General features: G+C 72.6%; 2 protein-coding genes. Both read right to left on the reverse strand.

Going from position 1 to position 23,155, the window contains the following annotated elements; genetic code table 11:
• Nucleotide 1 precedes the first annotated feature (1 nt).
• Nucleotides 2-9,199 carry a type I polyketide synthase gene (locus ACIF9R_RS24055; RefSeq protein WP_399983615.1) on the reverse strand — a complete coding sequence of 3,066 codons (9,198 nt, stop codon included), beginning with the start codon at nt 9,197-9,199 and terminating at the stop codon, nt 2-4.
• Between the two features lie 54 nt (nt 9,200-9,253).
• Entirely contained in the window at nt 9,254-23,155 is a 13,902-nt protein-coding gene (locus ACIF9R_RS24060) for a type I polyketide synthase (protein ID WP_399983617.1), read from the reverse strand.

The raw sequence follows: 23,155 nt of genomic DNA on the forward strand, positions 1-23,155 counted from the left end.
CTCACCGCGTCCCGATCTCGTTGTCGATAAGGTCGAAGATGTCGTCGGATGTGGCGGCTTCGATCTTTGCCGACAGGTCGACAGCACCCTCGTCGACAGCGACACCGTCCAGGCGTTTCATTAGCTGTTGCAGTCGCGAGCCCACTCGCAGCCGCGCGATGTCCCGCGCGGGCAGGGCCAGCAGGGCGGCTTCCAACCGGTCCAGCTCACCGCCGGGATCCCCGGTCTCGTCCGAGGTGCCGTCGGCCAGTTCGCCGAGCAGGAAGTCGGTGAGGGCGAGCGTGGTCGGGTGGTCGAAGACGAGCGTCGAGGGGAGCTTGAGTCCTGTCTCGGCCGCGAGTGCGTTGCGGAGTTCGACGGCGGTGAGGGAGTCGAAGCCGAGATCGCGGAACGCCTTCGACACATCCACGGCACCCGGCTCGGCGAAGCCCAGCACCGCGGCGACCCTGCCCCTGACGACGTCGGACAGCATCGAACGCCGGGCGGCGCCCGAGACACCGACCAGCCGGTCCCTCAGCCTGTTCGTCCCGACGTCCGGTTCACCGGTCGTGACGCTCTGCGGCGAGACCTCTGCCCACAGGCGGTTGGGGCGGAGGGCGGTCACGGCGGGGACGAAGCGCTCCCAGTCCACGTCGGCCACGGCGAGACAGCCCGAGGCGGTACCCAGGATGTCGAGGGCGACGTCCGGGTCCAGGGGCCGCACGCCGCCCCGGTCGATACGAGCCCGAACCGTCGCATCGTCCGCCATCCCACCCTCGGCCCACGGACCCCACGCAAACGACGAACCCACCAGCCCTTGCGCACGCCGGAACTCCACCAACGCATCCAACGCCGCATTCGCCGCCGCATACGACCCCTGACCCGCACCACCCCACACACCCGCAGCCGAAGAAAACACCACAAACGCATCCAGCTCACGCCCACCCACCGCATGATGAAGATTCCAGGCAGCACCCGCCTTCGCCGCCCACACACCCCCCACACGACCAGCCGTCAACCCATCAACCACCCCGTCATCCAGCACACCCGCCGCATGCACCACAGCCGACACATCAAACCGGGCGAACAACCCCTCCACCGCCGCCCGCGACCCCACATCACACGCCACCACATCCACCACGGCGCCCGAAGCCACCAACTCATCACGCAGCGCGAGCGCACCCTCCGCCCGGTCACCACTGCGACTCACCAGCACCACACGCTCAGCACCCCGCCCCACCACCCAGCGAGCCACCCGCGCACCCAGAACACCCGTACCACCCGTGATCAACACCGTCCCCGACGGCGACCACACACCCCCACCAGCCGACACGGCAGCAGCCGGCACCAGACGCCGCCCCAGCACCGCCCCGCCCCGCACCGCCACCTCGTCCTCAACACCCACACCACCGGCCAGCACCTCCACCAGCCGGCCCACACCACCCCCATCCGGCCGCACCGGCACATCCACCAGACCACCCCACCGGCCCGGCTCCTCCAACGCCACCACACGACCCAAACCCCACACACCCGCCCGCACCGGATGCGTCAACCCATCACCCACACCCACCGACACCGCACCCGACGTCACCACCCACACACGCCCGCCCAGACCCGCATCCCCCACCGCCTGAACCAACGCCACCGACCCCACCACACCGGCAGGCAGGCCCCCCGGACACTCGCCCTCGTCCTGCCCCAGGAACGAAACGACGTGACCACAGTCCGCGTACTCGGCGAGCCGTGAAGCCAGCACCCCACGCTCCAGCTCACCGGCCGCCACCCGCAGCCGCTCCACCCGAGCCCCACGCCCCACCAACTCACCCGCCAGCGCATCCGCCCACGGATCCACCAAACCCTCACGCTCCACCAACAGCCAACCGCCCGAGACACTCGTGCCGGACGTGAGGTCGACCGGGGTCCACGTCACCTCGTACCGCAGCCTGTCGACAGCGGCGCGCTCCTCGCGCCGACGACGCCACGCCGACAGGGCCGGCAGCGCCTCACTGAGCGGCGCTTCGCGGTCGACGCCGAACTCGGCTGCGAACTGCTCGGCGTCATAGCGCTCGACCAAGTCGAGGAACGTGGCGTCGACTCCGGACTCGGAGGCGGCGACGGCCTGTCGTTGCACGTTCGGCCAGTAGCGGCGGCGCTGGAAGACATACGTCGGCAGATCGACGACAGCCGCACCGGTCGGAGCGTAGAACGCGGACCAGTCGACCCGGCCGCCCTCCGCCCACAGCCCGGCCACCGCAGCCACCACCGCACCCGGCTCCGACCGGTCCCGCCGCAACGACGACACCACGAACACGTCGTCCTCGCACACCTCACCGACCGCACCGACCAAACTCGCGTCAGGCCCCATCTCCACAAACCGCGTGACGCCTAGAGCCTTCACGCGACTGATCGCGTCGGAGAAGCGGACGGTGCCGCGGACCTGGTCGGCGAAGTAGGCCGGGGTGAACTCCTCGACCGGCTCGCCGGTCAGCGTCGAGATGATCGGAATCTGCGGCCGGGCATACGACAACTCCCCCGCAACGGCCGCGAAGTCGTCGAGCATCGGGTCCATCAGGGCGGAATGGAAGGCGTGGCTGACCTCCAGCCAACGGCCCTGCCGGTCGGGCAGGGCGAACGCCACCGACTCGACGGCCGCACGCTCACCGGACAGCACCACCTGACCAGGCGCGTTCACCGCCGCCACCGACACACCCTCGACCAGGAACGGGGCCACCTCGTCCACCGAGGCCCGCACCGCCCACATCGCACCACCCTCGGGCAGCGCCTGCATCAGCGAGGCACGCGCCGCCACCAGACGACACGCGTCGGACAACGACAGCACACCGGCGACGTGCGCAGCCGCCAGCTCACCCACCGAATGACCCACCAGATAGTCCGGGGTCACCCCCCACGACTCCAGCAGCCGGAACAACGCCACCTCGACCGCGAACAACGCAGGCTGCGCCCAGCCCGTCGTGTTCAACGCCTCCGCATCGCCGTACACAACCTCCCGCAGACCGTCGAAATGCGCGCACACCTCGTCCAGCGCCGCAGCGAAGACGGGGAAGGCATCAGCCAACTCACGTCCCATACCGACGCGTTGTCCGCCCTGGCCGGAGAACACGAACCCGGTCAGCCCACCCCGGGCCGCCACCGGCGCCACATCCCCGCCGGCCAGCGCCGCCAGCCGCGCATACAACTCATCCGCATCCGCGCCCAGCACCACCGCCCGATGCTCCAGCCCCGCACGGGTCGTCGCCAGCGTGACACCCACATCCACCGGATCCAGACCATCCACCGCGGACAGCAACCGGCCGGCCTGCGCCACCACCGCACCGGCCGACTTCGCCGACACCACCCACGGCACCACCGGCACGACCCGATCACCCTGAGCCGGCTCCGGCAGCACGACCGCCAGCGCCTCCTCAAGGATCACGTGCGCGTTCGTACCACTCACACCGAACGACGACACACCGGAACGCCTCGGCCGCTCACCGCGCGGCCACTCCCGCGCCTCGGACAACAACTCCACCGCACCGGACGACCAGTCCACGTGCGAGGACGGCGTGCCGACATGCAGCGACTTGGGCAACTGCCCGTGCCGCATCGCCAGAATCATCTTGATCACACCAGCGACACCGGCCGCCGCCTGTGTGTGCCCGATGTTCGACTTGATCGACCCCAGCCACAACGGCCGACCCTCGGGCCGGTCCTGGCCATAGGTGGCGATCAGAGCCTGCGCCTCGATCGGGTCACCCAGCGTCGTCCCCGTACCGTGCGCCTCCACCACGTCCACCTCGGACGCGGAAACACCCGCATTGGTCAGCGCAGCCCGGATCACCCGTTGCTGGGAGGGGCCGTTCGGCGCCGTCAGACCGTTCGACGCACCGTCCTGGTTGACCGCCGAACCGCGCAGCACCGCCAGCACCCGGTGACCGTTGCGCCGCGCGTCCGACAACCGCTCCAGGACGAGCACGCCGACGCCCTCGCCCCAGCCGGTCCCATCGGCGTCGTCCGAGAACGCCTTGCACCGGCCGTCCCTGGCCAGTCCGCTCTGCCTCTCGAACTCCACGAACGCACCCGGCGTCGACATCACCGTCACGCCAGCGGCCAAAGCCAGTGAGCATTCCCCCGCCCTGAGCGAGTGCGCGGCCATGTGAAGGGTCACCAAGGAGGAGGAGCACGCCGTGTCCACCGTGACCGCGGGGCCTTCGAGCCCCAGCACGTACGACACCCGGCCCGACAGGACACTGCCCGCACTACCGGTCCCGCCGTAGCCGTCCCCCGACTCCCCGGCCAACGCCAGCAGAGCCGGGTAATCCTGCCCGTTCGTACCCGCGAAGACCCCAACCGGCAGCCCACGCAACGACGAAGGAGCAATACCCGCCCGCTCCAACGACTCCCACACCACTTCCAGCAACAACCGCTGCTGCGGATCCATCGCCAACGCCTCACGCGGCGAAATACCGAACAGACCGGCGTCGAAATCCGCCGCCCCCTCGACGAAGCCACCCACCTGGGCGAAGCCCTCACTGCCGTCGCCGATCAGACTCCAGCCCCGGTCCATGGGGAACGCGCCCATGGCGTCGATCCCGTCGGCGAGCAGTCTCCACAGTTCCTCGGGGGAGGAAACCCCTCCCGGGAAGCGGCAGCCCATGCCCACGACGACCACGGGATCGTCATCGGTGGGCGAAGACGCCAACGCGTCGCCCGGCTCCGGGGCCGCGTCGTCCGTCCCGAACAGTTCGCCTGCCACGTACGTGGTCAGCGTCTCGACCGAGGGGTAGTCGTACACCACCGTCGAGGGGAGCTTGAGTCCTGTCTCGGCCGCGAGGGCGTTGCGGAGTTCGACGGCGGTGAGGGAGTCGAAGCCGAGATCGCGGAACGCCTTCGACACATCCACGGCACCCGGCTCGGCGAAGCCCAGCACCGCGGCGACCCTGCCCCTGACGACGTCGGACAGCATCGAACGCCGGGCGGTACCCGAGACACCGGCCAGTCGGTCGCGCAGTCCGCCCACAGCCACCGGCATACGGTCGGCACTCCCCGCCGCTCCCGGCGCGACCACATCCCACAAACGACCAGCACGCAACGCCGTCATCCCGGGAACGAACCGCTCCCAGTCCACATCAACAACCGTCACACAACCCGAAACCGAACCAAGCAACTCCACCGCAACATCCGGATCCAGGGGTCGCACCCCGCCCCGGTCGATACGAGCCCGAACCGTCGCATCGTCCGCCATCCCACCCTCGGCCCACGGACCCCACGCAAACGACGAACCCACCAGCCCTTGCGCACGCCGGAACTCCACCAACGCATCCAACGCCGCATTCGCCGCCGCATACGACCCCTGACCCGCACCACCCCACACACCCGCAGCCGAAGAAAACACCACAAACGCATCCAGCTCACGCCCACCCACCGCATGATGAAGATTCCAGGCAGCACCCGCCTTCGCCGCCCACACACCCCCCACACGACCAGCCGTCAACCCATCAACCACCCCGTCATCCAGCACACCCGCCGCATGCACCACAGCCGACACATCAAACCGGGCGAACAACCCCTCCACCGCCGCCCGCGACCCCACATCACACGCCACCACATCCACCGCAGCGCCCGAAACCATCAACTCATCACGCAGCCCAACAGCCCCCTCAGCCTCCAGACCACGCCGGCTCACCAGCACCACACGCTCAGCACCCCGCCCCACCACCCAGCGAGCCACCCGCGCACCCAGAACACCCGTACCACCCGTGATCAACACCGTCCCCGACGGCGACCACACACCCCCACCAGCCGACACGGCAGCAGCCGGCACCAGACGCCGCCCCAGCACCGCCCCGCCCCGCACCGCCACCTCGTCCTCAACACCCACACCACCGGCCAGCACCTCCACCAGCCGGCCCACACCACCCCCATCCGGCCGCACCGGCACATCCACCAGACCACCCCACCGGCCCGGCTCCTCCAACGCCACCACACGACCCAAACCCCACACACCCGCCCGCACCGGATGCGTCAACCCATCACCCACACCCACCGACACCGCACCCGACGTCACCACCCACACACGCCCGCCCAGACCCGCATCCCCCACCGCCTGAACCAGCACCGCAACATCCCAAGCAGGCAACTCACTCCCACCCAGCCCAAGAAGCGACACCACACGACGGCAGCCCGCGTACTCGGCGAGCCGTGAAGCCAGCACCCCACGGTCCAGATCCTCGGCTGCCACCCGCAGCCGCTCCACCCGAGCCCCACGCCCCACCAACTCACCCGCCAGCGCATCCGCCCACGGATCCACCAAACCCTCACGCTCCACCAACAGCCAACCGCCCGAGACACTCGTGCCGGACGTGAGGTCGACCGGGGTCCACGTCACCTCGTACTGCAGCTTGTCGACAGCGGCGCGCTCCTCGCGCCGACGACGCCACGCCGACAGGGCCGGCAGCGCCTCACTGAGCGGCGCTTCGCGGTCGACGCCGATTTCGTCGGCGAACGCATGGGCATCACCGCGGTCGACGGTGTCCCACAGTTCGGCGTCCGCACCACTCGTGGCGACCGTCTCGGTCGGCTGAGGCTGCTGCGGCCAGTAGCGGCGGCGCTGGAAGACATACGTCGGCAGATCGACAACCGCCGCACCGGTCGGAGCGTAGAACGCGGACCAGTCGACCCGGCCGCCCTCCGCCCACAGCCCGGCCACCGCAGCCACCACCGCACCCGGCTCCGACCGGTCCCGCCGCAACGACGACACCACGAACACGTCGTCCTCGCACACCTCACCGACCGCACCGACCAAACTCGCGTCAGGACCGAGTTCGAGGAAACGGGTGACACCGAGGGACTTCACCCGCGTCACCGCGTCCGCGAAACGCACCGTGCCGCGGACCTGATCCGCCCAGTACGCCGGCGTGAACTCCTCGACCAACTCGCCGGTCAGCGTGGAGACCATCGGGATGCGGGGGCGAGCGTAGGTCAACTCCCCCGCAACGGCCGCGAAGTCGTCGAGCATCGGGTCCATCAGGGCGGAATGGAAGGCGTGGCTGACCTCCAGCCAACGGCCCTGCCGGTCGGGCAGGGCGAACGCCACCGACTCGACGGCCGCACGCTCACCGGACAGCACCACCTGACCAGGCGCGTTCACCGCCGCCACCGACACACCCTCGACCAGCAGCGGAGTCACCTCGTCCACCGAGGCCCGCACCGCCCACATCGCACCACCCTCGGGCAGCGCCTGCATCAGCGAGGCACGCGCCGCCACCAGACGACACGCATCCTCAAGGGGCAGCACACCGGCGACATGCGCGGCCGCGAGCTCACCCACCGAATGACCCACCAGGTAGTCCGGGGTGACGCCCCACGACTCCAGCAGCCGGAACAACGCCACCTCGACCGCGAACAACGCAGGCTGCGCCCAGCCCGTCGTGCTCAACGCCTCCGCATCGCCGTACACAACCTCCCGCAGACCCTCGAAGTGCCCGCACACCTCATCCAGCGCCGCAGCGAAGACAGGGAAGGCATCAGCCAACTCAGCGCCCATGCCCAGGCGCTGTCCGCCCTGGCCGGAGAACACGAACCCGGTCAGCCCACCCCGGGCCGCCACCGGCGACACATCCCCGCCGGCCAGCGCCGCCAGCCGCGTACGCAACTCGTCCGCATCCGCGCCCAGCACCACCGCGCGATGCTCCAGCCCCGCACGGGTCGTCGCCAGCGTGACACCCACATCCACCGGATCCAGACCATCCACCGCGGACAGCAACCGGCCGGCCTGCGCCACCACCGCACCGGCCGACTTCGCCGACACCACCCACGGCACCACCGGCACGACCCGATCACCCTGAGCCGGCTCCGGCAACGCGGCCGCCGGCGCCTCCTCAAGGATCACGTGCGCGTTCGTGCCGCTGACCCCGAAGGCGGAGACGCCTGCCCGGCGCGGGCTCTCTCCCTGCGGCCACTCCCGGGCCTCGGCGAGTACTTCCACCGCGCCCGCGGACCAGTCCACGTGCGAGGACGGCGTGCCGACATGCAGCGACTTGGGCAACTGCCCGTGCCGCATCGCCAGAATCATCTTGATCACACCAGCGACACCGGCCGCCGCCTGCGTGTGCCCGATGTTCGACTTGATCGAACCCAGCCACAACGGCCGGTCCCCGGGCCGGTCCTGGCCATAGGTGGCGATGAGAGCCTGCGCCTCGATCGGGTCACCCAACGTCGTCCCCGTACCATGCGCCTCCACCACGTCCACCTCCGACGCGGACAGGCGCGCGCTCGCCAACGCAGCCCGGATCACCCGCTGCTGCGACGGACCGTTCGGCGCCGTCAGACCGTTCGACGCACCGTCCTGATTGACCGCCGAACCACGCACCACGGCCAGCACCCGATGACCGTTACGCCGCGCGTCCGACAACCGCTCCAGAACGAGCACGCCGATGCCCTCGCCCCAGCCGGTCCCATCGGCGTCGTCGGAGAACGCCTTGCACCGGCCGTCCCCGGCCAGACCACCCTGCCGATCGAACTCGACGAAGGCGGCGGGGGTGGTCATGACGGTGACGCCGCCGGCCAGGGCGAGGGAGCACTCGCCCGAGCGGAGGGCACCCACGGCGAGGTGGAGGGCCACCAGCGAGGACGAGCAGGCGGTGTCCACGGTGACCGCCGGGCCTTCGAGACCCAGGGCGTAGGACAGGCGGCCGGAGAGGACACTGCCGGAACTGCCGGTCATGACATAGCCCTCGACGCCGTCCTGGCCGGCGAGGAGGGTGTCGTAGCCGGAGGGGGAACCGCCGATGAAGACGCCGGCCTTCTCGCCCTTCAGGGAGAGGGGGGCGATGCCCGCGCGTTCCAGGGACTCCCAGGCGACTTCCAGCAGCAGTCGCTGTTGCGGGTCCATCGCCAGGGCTTCGCGGGGGGTGATCCCGAAGAGGGCGGCGTCGAAGTCGGCGACGTCGGGGAGGAAGCCCGCCCGGGTGTCGGCGGTGATGCCGGGCAGGCCGAGGTCCCAGCCGCGGTCGGGCGGCACCGGGCCCAGGGCGTCCACGCCGTCCTCGACGAGCCGCCACAGGTCGTCCGCGGAGCGGACACCGCCCGGGAACCGGCAGTTCATGGCCACGACGGCGATGGGTTCCCGGGCCGCGTCCTCGACCTCACGGAGCCGCTGTCGCGTCTCGTGAAGGTCGGCCGTGGTCCACTTCAGGTAGTCGCGAAGCTTGTCCTCGTTCACGTACGGACCGTCTCCTGTTGGCGTCGCCACGGGAGTCGGCGCGTGCGCTTCCGCTCAGGAAGACTTACCGAACTCCCTGTGAATGAATTCGAACAGCTCGTCATCGGTGGCTGTTTCCAGCTTTCGGGTCACCGGCACGTCGTCGTTCGCGGACTGCCTGTCCCCCACCCGCGACATTAGGCTCCGCAGCCGGGCCTGAACGGCGTCGAGATCGTGGTCTGGGGAAAGAGCTGAAATTCCGGCTTCGAGCTTGTCCAGTTCCTGAAGCACTGCCTGGTCCGGCGGGACCTGCGTGGTCCGGTCCCCGTCGAATCCGGTGCGCAGCAGTCCGGACAGGTCCAGGGGCGTCGGATGGTCGAAGACCAGGGTGGCCGGCAGGGCCAGTCCGGTCGCGGCGGTGAGCCGGTTGCGCAGTTCGACGGAGGTCAGGGAGTCGAAGCCGAGATCCTTGAAGGCGCGGCCCACCTCGATGGACGCGGGGTCGTCGTGGCCGAGTACGGCCGCGACGGCGGAGCGCACCAGGTCGAGCAGGGCCGCGTCGCGCTCTGCGGCCGGCAGGGCGCGCAGCCGTTCGCCGGGGTCGGTGCCGGCCGGGTCGGTGCCGGCCGGGTGGGTGCGCTCCGGTGGCGCCTCCGCCAGGGCGGCTCGCACGGCGGGGAGTTCGGCCAGGAGGGGGCGGGGGCGGGCGGCGGTGAAGGCGGTCGCGAAGCGGGGCCAGTCGACGTCGGCGACGGTGAGGACCGTCTCGTCGTGGTCCAGGGCCTGGGTGAGGGCCGCGAGGGCCTGGTCGGGCGGCATCGGCAGGACGCCTCGGCGGCGCAGTTGTTCCTCGGCCGCCGGGTCGGCTGCCATGCCGGCGCCGGCCCATGCGCCCCAGGCCACCGAGGTCGCGACCCGGCCGCGGGCTCTGCGGGCCTCGGCGAGGGCGTCGAGGGAGGCGTTGGCCGCGGCGTAGGCGGCCTGGCCGCCGCTGCCCCAGACGCCGGCGTTGGAGGAGAACAGGACGAACGCGTCGAGTTCGTCCTCGTCGAGGAGGTCGTCGAGGAGTGCGTCGAGATGGGCGGCGCCGAGGGCCTTGGCGGACAGGACGCTCGCGCACTCGGCGATGCTCATCTCGGTCAGGGGGGTCGCCTGCACGATGCCCGCGGCGTGGACGACGGTGCGGATGCGGTCGCCGTCCGCCCGGAGGCCGCGCAGCAGAGCGTCTAGGGCGTCGCGGTCGGACACGTCGCAGGCGGCGAGGGTCACCCGGGCGCCCAGGGCGGTCAGTTCGCCGCGCAGGGCGTCGGCGCCCGGGGCGTCGGCGCCCCGGCGGCCGACGAGGACCACGTGTTCGGCGCCCGCTTCGGCGAGGCGACGGGCGACCTGGGCGCCGAGACCGCCGGTCCCGCCGGTGACCAGGGCGGTGCCCCGGGGCCGCCAGTCCCGGCTCGGCGGCGTGTCGCCGAGCGGGGCGGGCACGAGGCGCCGGACGAAGGCGCCGTGGCGGCGGACGGCGAGTTGGTCCTCGTCGCCGGGGTCGGCCAGGACCTGACGCAGCCGTTCGGCCGTGCGGTCGTCGAGCTCGGGCGGCAGGTCGAGCAGTCCGCCCCAGCGGTCCGGATGTTCGAGGCCGACGACGCGGCCGAGTCCCCAGATCTGCCGCCCCACGGTGCCGTCGAGCCGGTCGTCGGGGGTGACGAGTTCGGCGGCGCGGGTCAGCATCCACAGCGGTGCGTCGGTGTCGGTGTCGGCCATGGCCTGCGCGAGCCGCAGGGTGGCCGCGACGCCGGCGGGCAGCGCGGGGTGGGCGGGGTGCGGTCGTTCGTCGTCGCCGAGCAGGGAGAGGACACCACGGACGGCGCCGGGTTCCGCGAGGTGGGTGCGCAGGTGCCCGCTGAGCGTCTCGCGGTCGGCGTGGGCGGTGTCGAGGGTGAGCTCGCGCACCTCCACGCCGGGGGTGTCCAGGGCACGGGCGACGGCGGCACGCCACTCGGGATGTCCCGCGTCGGGTGCCTCGGGGGTGAGCAGCAGCCAGGTTCCCGCCGGCCGGGCCGACGGCCGCTCGGTGTGGGGGCGCCATGCGACGCGGTGACGCCAGTGGTCCAGGGCCGCCGCCGCGCGCCGGCCGCGGCGCCAGGCGGACAGGGCGGGCAGTACGTCGGTGAGGGCGGCGGCGTCCACGCCGAGCGTGTCGGCGAGGCCGGAGGCGTTCTCCTGCTCGACGGCCGTCCAGAAGGAGTCGTCGACCGGGTCGCCCACGGCCGGGACGGGGGCGCCGGCCACCGCGCGCGGCCAGTGGTTACGGCGCTGGAAGGCGTAGGTGGGCAGGTCGACGCGGCCGGCTCCGGTCTCGGCGAGTACGGCCGTCCAGTCGACGTCGACGCCGCTCACGTACGCCTCGGCGAGCGAGGTGGTGAAGCGGCGCGGGCCGCCGTCGTCGCGGCGCAGGGAGCCGCCCGCGAAGGTCCGGCCGGAGGTGCCGGCGAGGTCGTCCAGGGTCTCGCGCACCGGCACGGTCAGGACCGGATGAGGGCTCATCTCCAGGAAGGTGCGGTGACCGTCCCCGGCCAGGGTGCGTACCGCGGGGTCGAGTTCGACCGGGTGGCGCAGGTTGCGGAACCAGTAGTCGGCGTCGAGTTCGCCGTCGCCGATCCAGGTGCCGGTGACCGTGGAGAGCATCGGGATCGTGGGACGTGCCGGCCTGGTCGGGCCGAGCGCGGTGGTCAGTTCGTCGCGGATGCGGTCGACGTGGGCGCTGTGGGAGGCGTAGTCGACGGGGACGCGCCGTGCCCGTACGCCGCGGTCCGCGCACCCGGCGAGCAGGTCGTCCAGCGCGTCCGCGTCGCCGGAGACGACCACGGAGGCGGGGCCGTTGACGGCGGCGACCGCGAGGCGGCCGCCGTGGGCGGCGACCAGGTCCGCGGCGGCGCCGGGGGCGAGCGCCACGGACACCATGCCGCCGCTCCCGGCGAGCGTGGTCAGGGCCGCGCTGCGGAGCGCGACGACCCGGGCGGCGTCGCGCAGGGAGAGCGCGCCCGCCACGCAGGCGGCGGCGATCTCGCCCTGGGAGTGCCCGATGACGGCGTGCGGACGCACTCCGCAGGCCTGCCACAGCTCCGCCAGGGAGACCATCACCGCGAACAGGACGGGCTGTACGACGTCCACCCGGTCGTGGTCGGGTGCGCCGGGGGCGCCGCGCAGGACGTCGGTGAGCTTCCAGTCGACGAATTCGGCGAGTGCGGCCTCGCATGCGGCGATCCGCGCGGCGAACACCTCGGAGTTCGCCATGAGTTCGGCCGCCATGCCGGCCCACTGGGCGCCCTGGCCCGGGAAGACGAACACGGTCCTGCCGGGCGAGCCGGCCGAACCCGTGACCGCTCCCGCCGCCTCCCGGCCGTCGGCGACGGCGGCCAGGCCCGCGGCGAGTTCGTCGGGGGTCCGGCCGACGACGGCGGCCCGGTGGTCGAGTGCCGCGCGCGAGGTGACCAGGGACCAGGCCACGTCGGCGGGCGCGGGCGCGTCCGGTCCGGTCACGGCGGTGAGCAGCCGCGCCGCCTGCCCGGCGAGTGCCTGGGGCGTCCTGCCGGAGAGGTTCCAGACCAGGGTGTGCGGGGCGAGACCGGGACGCGGGGCGGCGGGGGTGGGTGGTTCGGCGGGCGTGGAGGGCTCTTCCCGTGCTGCCGGTGCCTCCTCGATGATGACGTGGGCGTTGGTGCCGCTGACGCCGAACGCCGACACTCCCGCGCGGCGCGGCCGGCCGTGGTCGGGCCAGGCGCGTTCGTCGGTGAGCAGCCGTACGGCGCCCTGGCTCCAGTCGACGTGCGAGCTGGGCGCGGACACGTGCAGGGTCTTCGGCAGGACGCGGTGGCGCAGGGACAGGACCGTCTTGATGACGCCGGCGAGCCCGGCGGCGGCCTGGGTGTGTCCGATGTTCGACTTCACCGAGCCGAGCCACAGGGGCCGGTCGGCGGGCCGGTCCTGTCCGTAGGTGGCGATGAGCGCCTGGGCCTCGATCGGGTCGCCGAGCGTGGTGCCCGTGCCGTGCGCCTCGACGGCGTCGACGTCCTGGGGGGCCAGTCCGGCGCCGGCGAGTGCCTGGCGGATGACGCGCTGCTGGGCGGGGCCGCTCGGCGCGGTCAGCCCGTTGGACGCACCGTCCTGGTTGACGGCGGTGCCGCGGATCACGGCCAGGACGGGGTGCCCGTTGCGGCGGGCGTCGGAGAGGCGTTCCACCATGACGACGGCGGCGCCCTCGCCCCAGCCGGTGCCGTCGGCGTCGTCGGAGAACGCCTTGCAGCGGCCGTCCGGCGACAGTGCGCGCTGGCGGCTGAACTCCACGAACGCGCCCGGTGTGCTCATCACCGAGGCGCCGCCCACCAGGGCCGCTTCGCACTCCCCCGACCGCAGCGCCTGGCAGGCCAGGTGGAGCGCCACGAGTGAGGCGGAGCAGGCGGTGTCGACGGTCATCGCGGGGCCTTCGAGGCCGAACGTGTAGGAGATCCGGCCGGAGAACACGCTGGCGGAGCTGCCGGTGGCGAGGTAGCCCGCCACGTTCTCCTCGGAGTGGTGCAGGGCGGCGGGGTAGTCCTGGCCGTTGGTGCCCGCGAAGACTCCGATGCGGGTGCCGCGCACCGACTTCGGGTCGATCCCGGCCCGTTCGAGCGCCTCCCAGGAGCATTCCAGCAGCAGCCGCTGCTGCGGGTCCATGGCGAGCGCTTCCCGTGGGTTGATGCCGAACAGGTCGGCGTCGAAGTCGCCCACCCCGTGCAGGAAGCCGCCCTCGCGTGCGTAGGACGTGTTCTCGTGGTCGGGGTCGGGGTGGTAGAGCTTCGCGGTGTCCCAGCCGCGGTCCTCGGGGAACGGGGACATCGCGTCCGCCCCGTCGGTGAGCAACTGCCAGAGGTCTTCGGGTGCCGCGAGCCCGCCGGGGAAGCGGCAGCTCATGGCGACCACGGCGATCGGCTCGTCCTCGGCCCGCCCGGCGGCGGGCACGGGCGGGCCCGCCTCCTCCTCCCGGGCGCCGGACAGTTCGCCGAGCAGATGGCGGGCGAGGGCATCGGCGGTCGGATGGTCGTAGACGAGGGTGGCCGGCAGCGCGAGCCCGGTGAGTCCGCTCAGCCGGCCGCGCAGGTCCAGGGCGAGCAGCGAGTCGAAGCCGAGCGCCGAGAAGGCGGCCTCCGGCTCGACCGGGTCGACGGAGCCGTGCCCGAGCACCTCGGCGGCCTGGGCGCGTACGGCGTCCAGGAGCGCGTCGTGCCGGGCGTCGGCCGGCAGGGCGAGTACGTCGTGCCGCAGTGTCGCCGCGGCGTCCCCCCGGCCGGTGGCGGCGGGTTCCGCGGGTGCCGACAGTTCGGCGAGCAGGGGGACGGGACCGCCCGCTGCCGTGTGCCGCCAGTCGATGTCGGCGATCACCGTGCACGGCGCGTCGTCGCCCAGGGTGCGGTCCAGGGCGGCCAGTGCGGCCTCGGCGGCCATCGGGATCAGGCCGGTGTGCCGCATCCTCTCCGCGAGACCGTGGGCGGCGGCCATGCCGTCACCGGCCCAGGGTCCCCAGGCCACGGACAGCGCCGGAAGTCCTTCGCGGTGCCGCCTCTCGGCGAGGGCGTCCAGGTAGGCGTTGGCGGCCGCGTAGCCCGCCTGGCCGACGGCGCCGAGCGTGCCGGTGAGCGAGGAGAACAGCACGAACGCGGTCAGTGCCCGTCCGCGCAGCAGTGCGTCCAGGTGTCCGGCGGCCGTCGCCTTCGCCTCCCACACGGTGGCCAGTTGGCGCGGGGTCATCGTGTGCAGCAGTCCGTCGTCGACCACGCCGGCCGCGTGGACCACGGCGTCGATGTGGACGCCGTCGTCGTCGAGTCCGGCGATCAGAGCGGCGAGCGCTGCCCGGTCGGACACGTCGCACGCCGCGACCGTCACCTGTGCGCCGGCGTCCGTCAGCTCGGCGCGCAACCGTGCCGCGCCGGGCGCGTCCGGGCCCTGCCGTCCGACGAGTACGAGGTGCCGGGTGCCGTCCCCGGCCAGCTTGCGGGCGATGTGCGCGCCCAGGGCGCCGGTACCCCCGGTGACGAGGACGGTGCCGGCGAGGTGACCCTCGGTCGCTCGCGCGGCGGTCGCCCCGGAGGTGCCGACGCGCTCCAGCCGCCGCACGGACACTCCCGCGGGCCGGATCGCGACCTCGGTCTCCCCCGTATCCCCGGCCAGCAGGCCGGTCAGCCGTGCGATGTCACGGTCCGTGGGCGCGGCCGGCAGATCGGCCAGACCGCCCCACCGGTCGGGATGTTCCAGCGCGGCGACCCGGCCGAGCCCCCAGACGGCGGCGAGTTGGGGGACCGGCGCGGTGTCGTCGGTGCCGGTGGAGACCGCACCGCTCGTGACGCACCAGAGGGGCGCGGTGACCGAGGCGTCGCCGAGCGCCCGCACCACGTCCGCGAGCCAGGCGGTGGGCTCTGCCCCGGTCCCGGTGTCCGGGGTGGGCAGGCAGATCACGCCCGCCACGTCGGTGTGGGCACCGAGCAGTTCCGCGGCTCGCGCACGGTCCAGGTCCGGGGCGACGACGACCGGTTCGGGAAGCGCACCGTGTGCGCGGAGTCCTCCGGTGAGCGACGCGATCAGGGCGCCGTCCGCGTCGGGCGTCAACAGCAGCCAGGTGCCCGCCGGTTGCCCGTTCGGGTCGGCGATCCGCCGCCAGGCGACCCGATACGTCCAGTTCTCCTCCGCCCGGGAGGACTCCGGGCCCAGCCAGTAGCGTCGGCGTTCGAAGGCCTGCGTCGGCAGGCCGGTGACCTTGGCGCCGGTCGGGCCGTAGAACGCGGCCCAGTCGACCTCGGCCCCGGACGCCCAGAGCTGGGCCAGTGCCGCGACGGCGGTCACGGGTTCCGGCTTGTCGCGGCGCAGGGCCGCGACCGCAAGGGCTTGTTCACATGTCTCACCGACGGCGGCGACCAGGCTCGTGTCCGGTCCGAGTTCGAGGAAGCGGGTGACTCCGAGGGAGGCCATGCGCGTGATCGCGTCCGCGAAACGTACGGTGCCGCGAACCTGATCCGCCCAGTACGCCGGGGTGAACTCCTCGACCTGCTCGCCGGTCAGCGTGGAGACGATCGGGATGCGGGGACGGGCGTACGCCAGCTCAGCGGCCCGCCGAGTGAACTCGTCCAGCATCGGGTCCATCAGCGCCGAGTGGAAGGCATGGCTGACCTCCAGCCACCGCCCCCGCCGGTCGGACAGGGCGGAGGCCACCGACTCGACGGCAGCACGGTCACCGGACAGGACGACCTGCCCGGGCGCGTTCACCGCCGCCACCGACACACCCTCGACCAGGAACGGGGTCACCTCGTCCACCGAGGCACGCACCGCCCACATCGCACCACCCGACGGCAGCGCCTGCATCAGCGAGGCACGGGCCGCCACCAGACGACAGGCGTCGGACAACGACAGCACACCGGCGACGTGCGCGGCGGCGACCTCACCCACCGAGTGGCCCACCAGATAGTCCGGGGTCACCCCCCACGACTCCACCAGCCGGAACAACGCCACCTCGACCGCGAACAAAGCGGGCTGCGCCCACCCCGTCGTGCTCAACGCCTCCGCGTCGGAGAACATCACCTCCCGCAGCGGCCGGTCCAGCAACGCGTCGAAGTGTGCGCACACCTCGTCCAGAGCCAGCCCGAACACGGGGAACGCCTCGGACAGCTCACGGCCCATGCCGGCCCGCTGGCCGCCCTGTCCGGAGAAGACGAACCCGGTCGGGCCCTCACCGGCCGTGCCCCGCACGGCGTCCGGCGTGGCCTCACCCGCGGCGAGCGCCGAGAGCCGCGTACCCAGCTCGTCGGTGTCGGCGCCGAGGAGGACCACCCGGTGCTCCAGGGCGGCCCGGGTCGTGGCCAGTGACAGACCCACGTCCAACGCGTCCAGCCCGGCCACGCCCGAGGCCAGGCGGCCTGCCTGAGCGGTCACGCCGTCGCGGGTCCTGGCCGACACCGGCCACGGCACCACCGGCAGCTCCACGTCCGGGGCGACGGCCTCGGGTTCGGCGGCCGGGGGCGCCTCCTCGATGATCACGTGCGCGTTCGTGCCGCTCACACCGAAGGCGGACACACCCGCCCGTCGCGGACTGTCCCCGCGCGGCCACTCCCGCGCCTCGGACAGCAACTCCACCGCACCCGCCGACCAGTCCACATGCGACGACGGCGTCCCGGCGTGCAACGTCCGGGGCATCAGCCCGTGCCGCAGCGCCAGCACCGTCTTGATCACACCGGCGACACCGGCCGCTGCCTGCGTGTGCCCGATGTTCGACTTCACCGACCCCAGCCACAACGGCCGGTCGGCGGGCCGGTCCTGCCCGTACGTGGCGAGCAGGGCCTGCGCCTCGATCGGGTCACCGAGCCTGGTGCCGGTACCGTGCGCCTCCACCACGTCCACCTCGGCGGACGACAGACCGGCGTGGGCCAGCGCCTGCCGGATCACCCGTTGCTGGGCGGGGCCGCTCGGCGCGCTGAGTCCGTTGGAGGCACCGTCCTGGTTGGTGGCGGTGCCGCGCACGACCGCCAGCACCTGGTGCCCGTTGCGCCGCGCGTCCGACAGCCGCTCCAGAACGAGCACGCCGACGCCCTCGCCCCAGCCGGTACCGTCGGCGTCCTCGGAGAACGCCTTGCAGCGGCCGTCGGACGCCAGGCCGCCCTGGCGGCTGAACTCGGTGAAGCTGTCCGGCGTCATGAGCACGGCCACACCGCCGGCGAGGGCCATCGTGGACTCACCGGAGCGCAGCGACTGGACGGCCCAGTGCAGGGCCACCAGCGAGGAGGAGCAGGCCGTGTCGAGGGTCACCGCCGGGCCCTCCAGGCCCAGGGTGTAGGCGACGCGGCCGGAGACGACGCTGGTGGCGTTGCCGACGAGGAGATGTCCCTGGAGCTCGTCCGGGACGGTCCGCAGACCGCTGCCGTACCCCATGTTGTTGCAGCCGATGAAGACGCTGGTGCGCGTACCCCGTACGGAGGTCGGGGCGATGCCCGCGTTCTCGAACGCCTCCCAGGCCGCTTCGAGGAGCAACCGCTGCTGGGGGTCGGTCGCCAGCGCCTCCCGGGGGCTCATCCCGAAGAAGCCGGCGTCGAAGTCGATGGCGTCGTAGACGAATCCGCCTTCGCTCACGCCTCCGACCGAGGACGGCCAGCCACGGTCGGTCGGCAGCGGCGACAACGCGTCGGTGCCGTCCGCGAGCAGGTTCCAGAGGTCCTCGGGCGAGCGTACGTTGCCGGGATAGCGGCAGCTCATCCCGACGATGGCGATCGGCTCGTCGTCCACCGGGCCGCTGTGCGCCGGGGTGTCGTGTCCTTCGCCGTCACCGACCAGTTCCCTGCGCAGATGGGCGGCGAGCAGCCGTGGCTGGGCGTGGTCGAAGACCAGCGTGGCCGGCAGCCGCAGTCCGGTCGCGGCCGTCAGCCGGTTGCGCAGTTCCAGGGCGGTGAGGGAGTCGAAGCCGAGGTCTCGGAAGGCGCGGCCCTGCGCGATGGCGTCGGCGCCGTCGTGGCCGAGCACGGCCGCGGCGTGGGTGCGGACGAGGTCCAGCAGTTCCCGCTGCTGCTCTGCCGGGGACCGGTCGGCCAGCCGGCGGCGCAGGTCGTCGCCGGAGGAACCTCGGCCGGTGTCCGCGGGCCCGGCCTCAAGGGCCCGCGTGACCTCGGGAAGTTCGTCGAGGAGCGGCCGGGGCCGGGCGGCGGTGAAGGTCGGCGCGAACCGCTCCCAGTCCATGTCGGCGACCACGGCGACCGCCTCGTCCCGCTCGACCGCGTCGCGCAGCGCGGCGAGCGCCGACGCGGGCGGCATCGAACGAATGCCGCGGGCACTCAGATGTCGCGCCATGCCCTCGTCGGACACCATGCCCGCACCGCCGCCCCAGGCTCCCCAGGCCACCGACGTGGCGATCCCGCCCCGGCCGCGGCGGGCCTGGGCGAGGGCGTCGAGGAAGGCGTTGGCGGCGGCGTAGGCGGACTGGCCACCGCTGCCCCAGATTCCGGCGCTGGAGGAGAACAGGACGAACGCGTCCAGCGGCCGGTCACCGAGCAGGTCGTCGAGGTGGGCCGCGCCGAGCGTCTTGGCCCGCAGGACGTCCGCGAGGTCCGTCAGGTCGTGCTCGGCGAGCGGCGCGAACTCGCCGACGCCTGCCGCGTGCACGACCGTGGTGAGCGGATGTTCCGCGGGCACAAGGGCGAGTACACCCGCCAAGGCTTCACGGTCGGCGACATCGCAGGCGGCGACGGTGACTCCGACGCCCTGCGCGCCCAACTCGTCGCGCAGTTCGGACATCCCCGGTGCTTCGGGGCCGCGGCGGCCGGTCAGGATCAGGTGGTCGACGCCCTCCGCCGCGAGCCACCGGGCGAGTTCCGCGCCGATGCCGCCGGTGCCGCCCGTGATCAGCGCGGTGCCGTGCGGACGCCAGGGCCGGACCCGGGTGCCGCCGGGCCGGGCGTGTACGAGCCGCCGTACGAAGGTGCCACTGGGGCGCAGCGCGACCTGGTCCTCGCCGCCGTCGGCGAGCACGGCGGCCAGCCGCTCCGCTCCCCGGGCATCGAGGAGTCCGGGCAGGTCGACGAGTCCGCCCCAGCGGTCGGGGTGCTCGAGCCCGATGACCCGGCCGAGTCCCCAGACGGCCGCCTGCGTGACGCTGAGCACGGGGTCCGAGGGGCCGATCCCCACCGCCCCGCGCGTGACGATCCACAGCGGTGCCGTGATGTCCGCGTCGCCGAGCGCCTGCGCCAGCGCGACGGTGGTCGCCGTCCCGACCGGCACAGCGGGCAGTTCGGGGTGCGGACGCTCGTCGAGAGCGGTCAGCGCCAGCACGCCCGCCACGGTCGGCATGTCCGCCAACAGGTCGGCGAGGGCATGCCGTTCGCACTGTTCGTCGGACAGGGTCACCACGTGGACGTCGGCCCCGTAGGCGCCGAGCGCGTCGACGACCGACGCGTTCCGCTCCGTACCCGACTCGGACGCGGGCAGGAGGACCAGCCACTCCCCTTCCAGCACGGGCCGCTCGCCGGGGCCACCGCGTGGACGCCACTTCACCTCGTAGCGCCAGGAGTCGGTGGTGTCCTGCTCCCGCTGCCGCCTGCGCCAGTCGGAGAGCACGGGCAGCAGCGGATCGAGTACAGCCTCCTCCGTGCCCAGCGTCTCCGCCAGCGCACCCGCGTCGGCCCGCTCCACAGCCGCCCAGAACGCTCCGTCGGCGGCACTCGCATCCGCTGCCGCAGGAACGTCCGTAGCGGGTTCCGGCCAGTAGGACTTGCGCTGGAAGGCGTAGGTGGGCAGGTCGACGGTCGCGGGCCGGGCACCCTCGAAGACAGCCGCCCAGTCCACCTCCACACCACGGACCCACAACTCCGCCACACTGGCCAGGAAACGCTCCAGGCCGCCGTCGTCACGACGCAGCGACCCGGTGACGACAGCCTCTTCCCCGGCCGTCTCCTCCACGATCTCCTGCACCGCGGCGGTCAGCACCGGATGCGACGACACCTCGACGAACGCGCCATACCCCTCCGACGCCAGCCTCCCCACCGCGTCGGAGAACCGCACCGTGGAGCGCAGATTGGTGAACCAGTACCCGGCATCCATCCCCGAGCCGTCCACCCACTCACCCGACACCGTCGACAGCAACGGCACCTCACCCGCACGCGGAGCGATCCCCGCCAGCGCACCGGTCACCTCATCCCGCAGCACATCCATCGCCGCCGAATGCGACGCATAATCCACCGCGATCCGCCGCGCCCGCACCCCCACACGACCACACTCGGCCACCACCTCTTCAACCCCGGCCACTTCACCGGAGATGACCACCTGCGAAGGGCCGTTCACCGCGGCCACCGACACCCGACCGGACCACGGAAGAAGCAGTTCCTCGGCCCGTTCGGCCGACACCGTCAGAGACGCCATCGTCCCGCGGCCACCGGCCAGCTCCGCGATCGCACGGCTGCGCAGACACACCACCCGCGCCGCATCCTCCAGCGACAACGCACCCGCCACACACGCCGCAGCAATCTCACCCTGCGAATGCCCCACCACCGCAGCCGGCACCACACCATACGAACGCCACAACGCCGCAAGCGCCACCATCACCGCGAACGACGCCGGCTGCACCACATCCACACGATCCAACGACGGAGCACCCTGGGCACCCCGCAACACACCCGTCAACGACCAGTCGACGAACGCCGACAGCGCGGCCTCACACTCCGCGATCCGCGCCGCGAACACCGGCGACGACTCCAGCAGAGCCGCACCCATCCCCACCCACTGCGCACCCTGACCGGGAAACACGAAGACGGTCCGCCCGACGCCACCCGCGACCCCGGACACCACCCCACCCGCAGGCTCACCCGACACCACCGCAGCCAGACCCGCCGCATGCGAACCCACCACCACGGCCCGATGCTCAAAACACGCCCGCGTCGACACCAACGACCAACCCACACCCACCGGATCGGCCACATCCACCAACGGCAGCAACGCGTCGGCCTGACCCCGCAGAGCCGCAGCACTCCGCCCCGACAACACCCAGGGAACGGCAGGGAGTTCGGCCACTGGACACGTTTCGTCCGCCTCGGACGGCGCCTCCTCCACGATCACATGCGTGTTCGTCCCGCTCATCCCGAACGCCGACACACCCGCCCGCCGCGGCTGCTCCCCACGCGGCCACTCCCGCGCCTCGGACAGCAACTCCACCGCACCCGCCGACCAGTCCACATGCGACGACGGCCGGTCCAGATGCAGCGACTTCGGCATCACACCGTGCCGCAGCGCCAGCACCATCTTCATCACACCCGCGACACCCGCCGCGCCCTGCGTGTGACCGAGGTTCGACTTCACCGAGCCCAGCCACAACGGCCGGCCCTCGGGCCGCTCCTGTCCGTACGTCGCCAGTAGGGCCCGCGCCTCGATCGGGTCACCCAGCGTCGTCCCCGTGCCGTGCGCCTCCACCACGTCCACCTCGGCGGACGACAGACCCGCGTTCGCCAGCGCTTGCCGGATCACCCGCTGCTGGGCGAGGCCGCTCGGTGCGGTGAGGCCGTTGGACGCACCGTCCTGGTTGACGGCGGTGCCCCGGATCACGGCCAGTACCCGGTGTCCGTTGCGCCGCGCGTCCGACAGCCGTTCGACCAGGAGGAGGCCGACGCCCTCGCTCCACGACGTACCGTCGGCGTCGTCGGAGAACGGCTTGCAGCGGCCGTCGGGGGCCAGCCCGCGCTGGCGGCTGAACTCGCGGAAGGTGGAGGGGCTGGCCATGAGCTGGGCGCCGCCGGCCAGGGCCAGGGAGCATTCCCCGGAGCGCAGGGACTGCACCGCCATGTGCAGGGCGACCAGGGAGGACGAGCAGGCCGTGTCGACGGTCACGGCGGGGCCCTCGAGGCCGAGGACGTAGGCGATGCGGCCGGAGGCGACGCTGCCGGCGCAGCCGGTGGCGAGGTAGCCCTCGGTGTCGATGCCGCAGTGGTCGACGTAGGGGCCGTAGTCCTGGCCGGTGGCGCCGGCGAAGACGCCGGTCGCGGTCGAGTGCAGGGATGCCGGTGAGATGCGGGCGTTCTCGAAGGTTTCCCAGGCGACTTCGAGGAGGAGCCGCTGCTGGGGGTCCATGGCGAGCGCCTCGCGGGGCGAGATGCCGAAGAAGTCCGCGTCGAAGCGGTCGGCGTCGTGCAGGAAGCCGCCCTGGCTGACGTAGGTGGTGCCGCGCCGGTCGGGGTCGTCGTCGACGAGGGTGTCCAGTTCCCAGCCCGGCCGGTCGGGGAAGGCGGTGATGGCGTCCCCGCCGTGGGCGAGCAGTTCCCACAGCCGTTCGGGGGTGTTGGCCCCGCCGGGCAGGCGGCAGCCCATGCCGATGACGGCGATGGGTTCGCGGGTGGCGTGTTCGAGGCGCTGGTTGTGCTGCTTGAGCCGTTCGTTGTCGCGCAGTGCCGCACGCAGGGCGTCGACGATCTTGCCGTTGGGTGCGGTCAT

Origin of the sequence: Streptomyces sp. NPDC086080 (assembly GCF_044540255.1) — a bacterium.
Taxonomy (GTDB): Bacteria; Actinomycetota; Actinomycetes; order Streptomycetales; family Streptomycetaceae; genus Streptomyces.

Coding starts and splice junctions, on each gene's coding strand:
- ACIF9R_RS24060 (WP_399983617.1), bottom strand. CDS start 23,155: ATGACCGCACCCAACGGCAAGATCGTCGACGCCCTGCGTGCGGCACTG.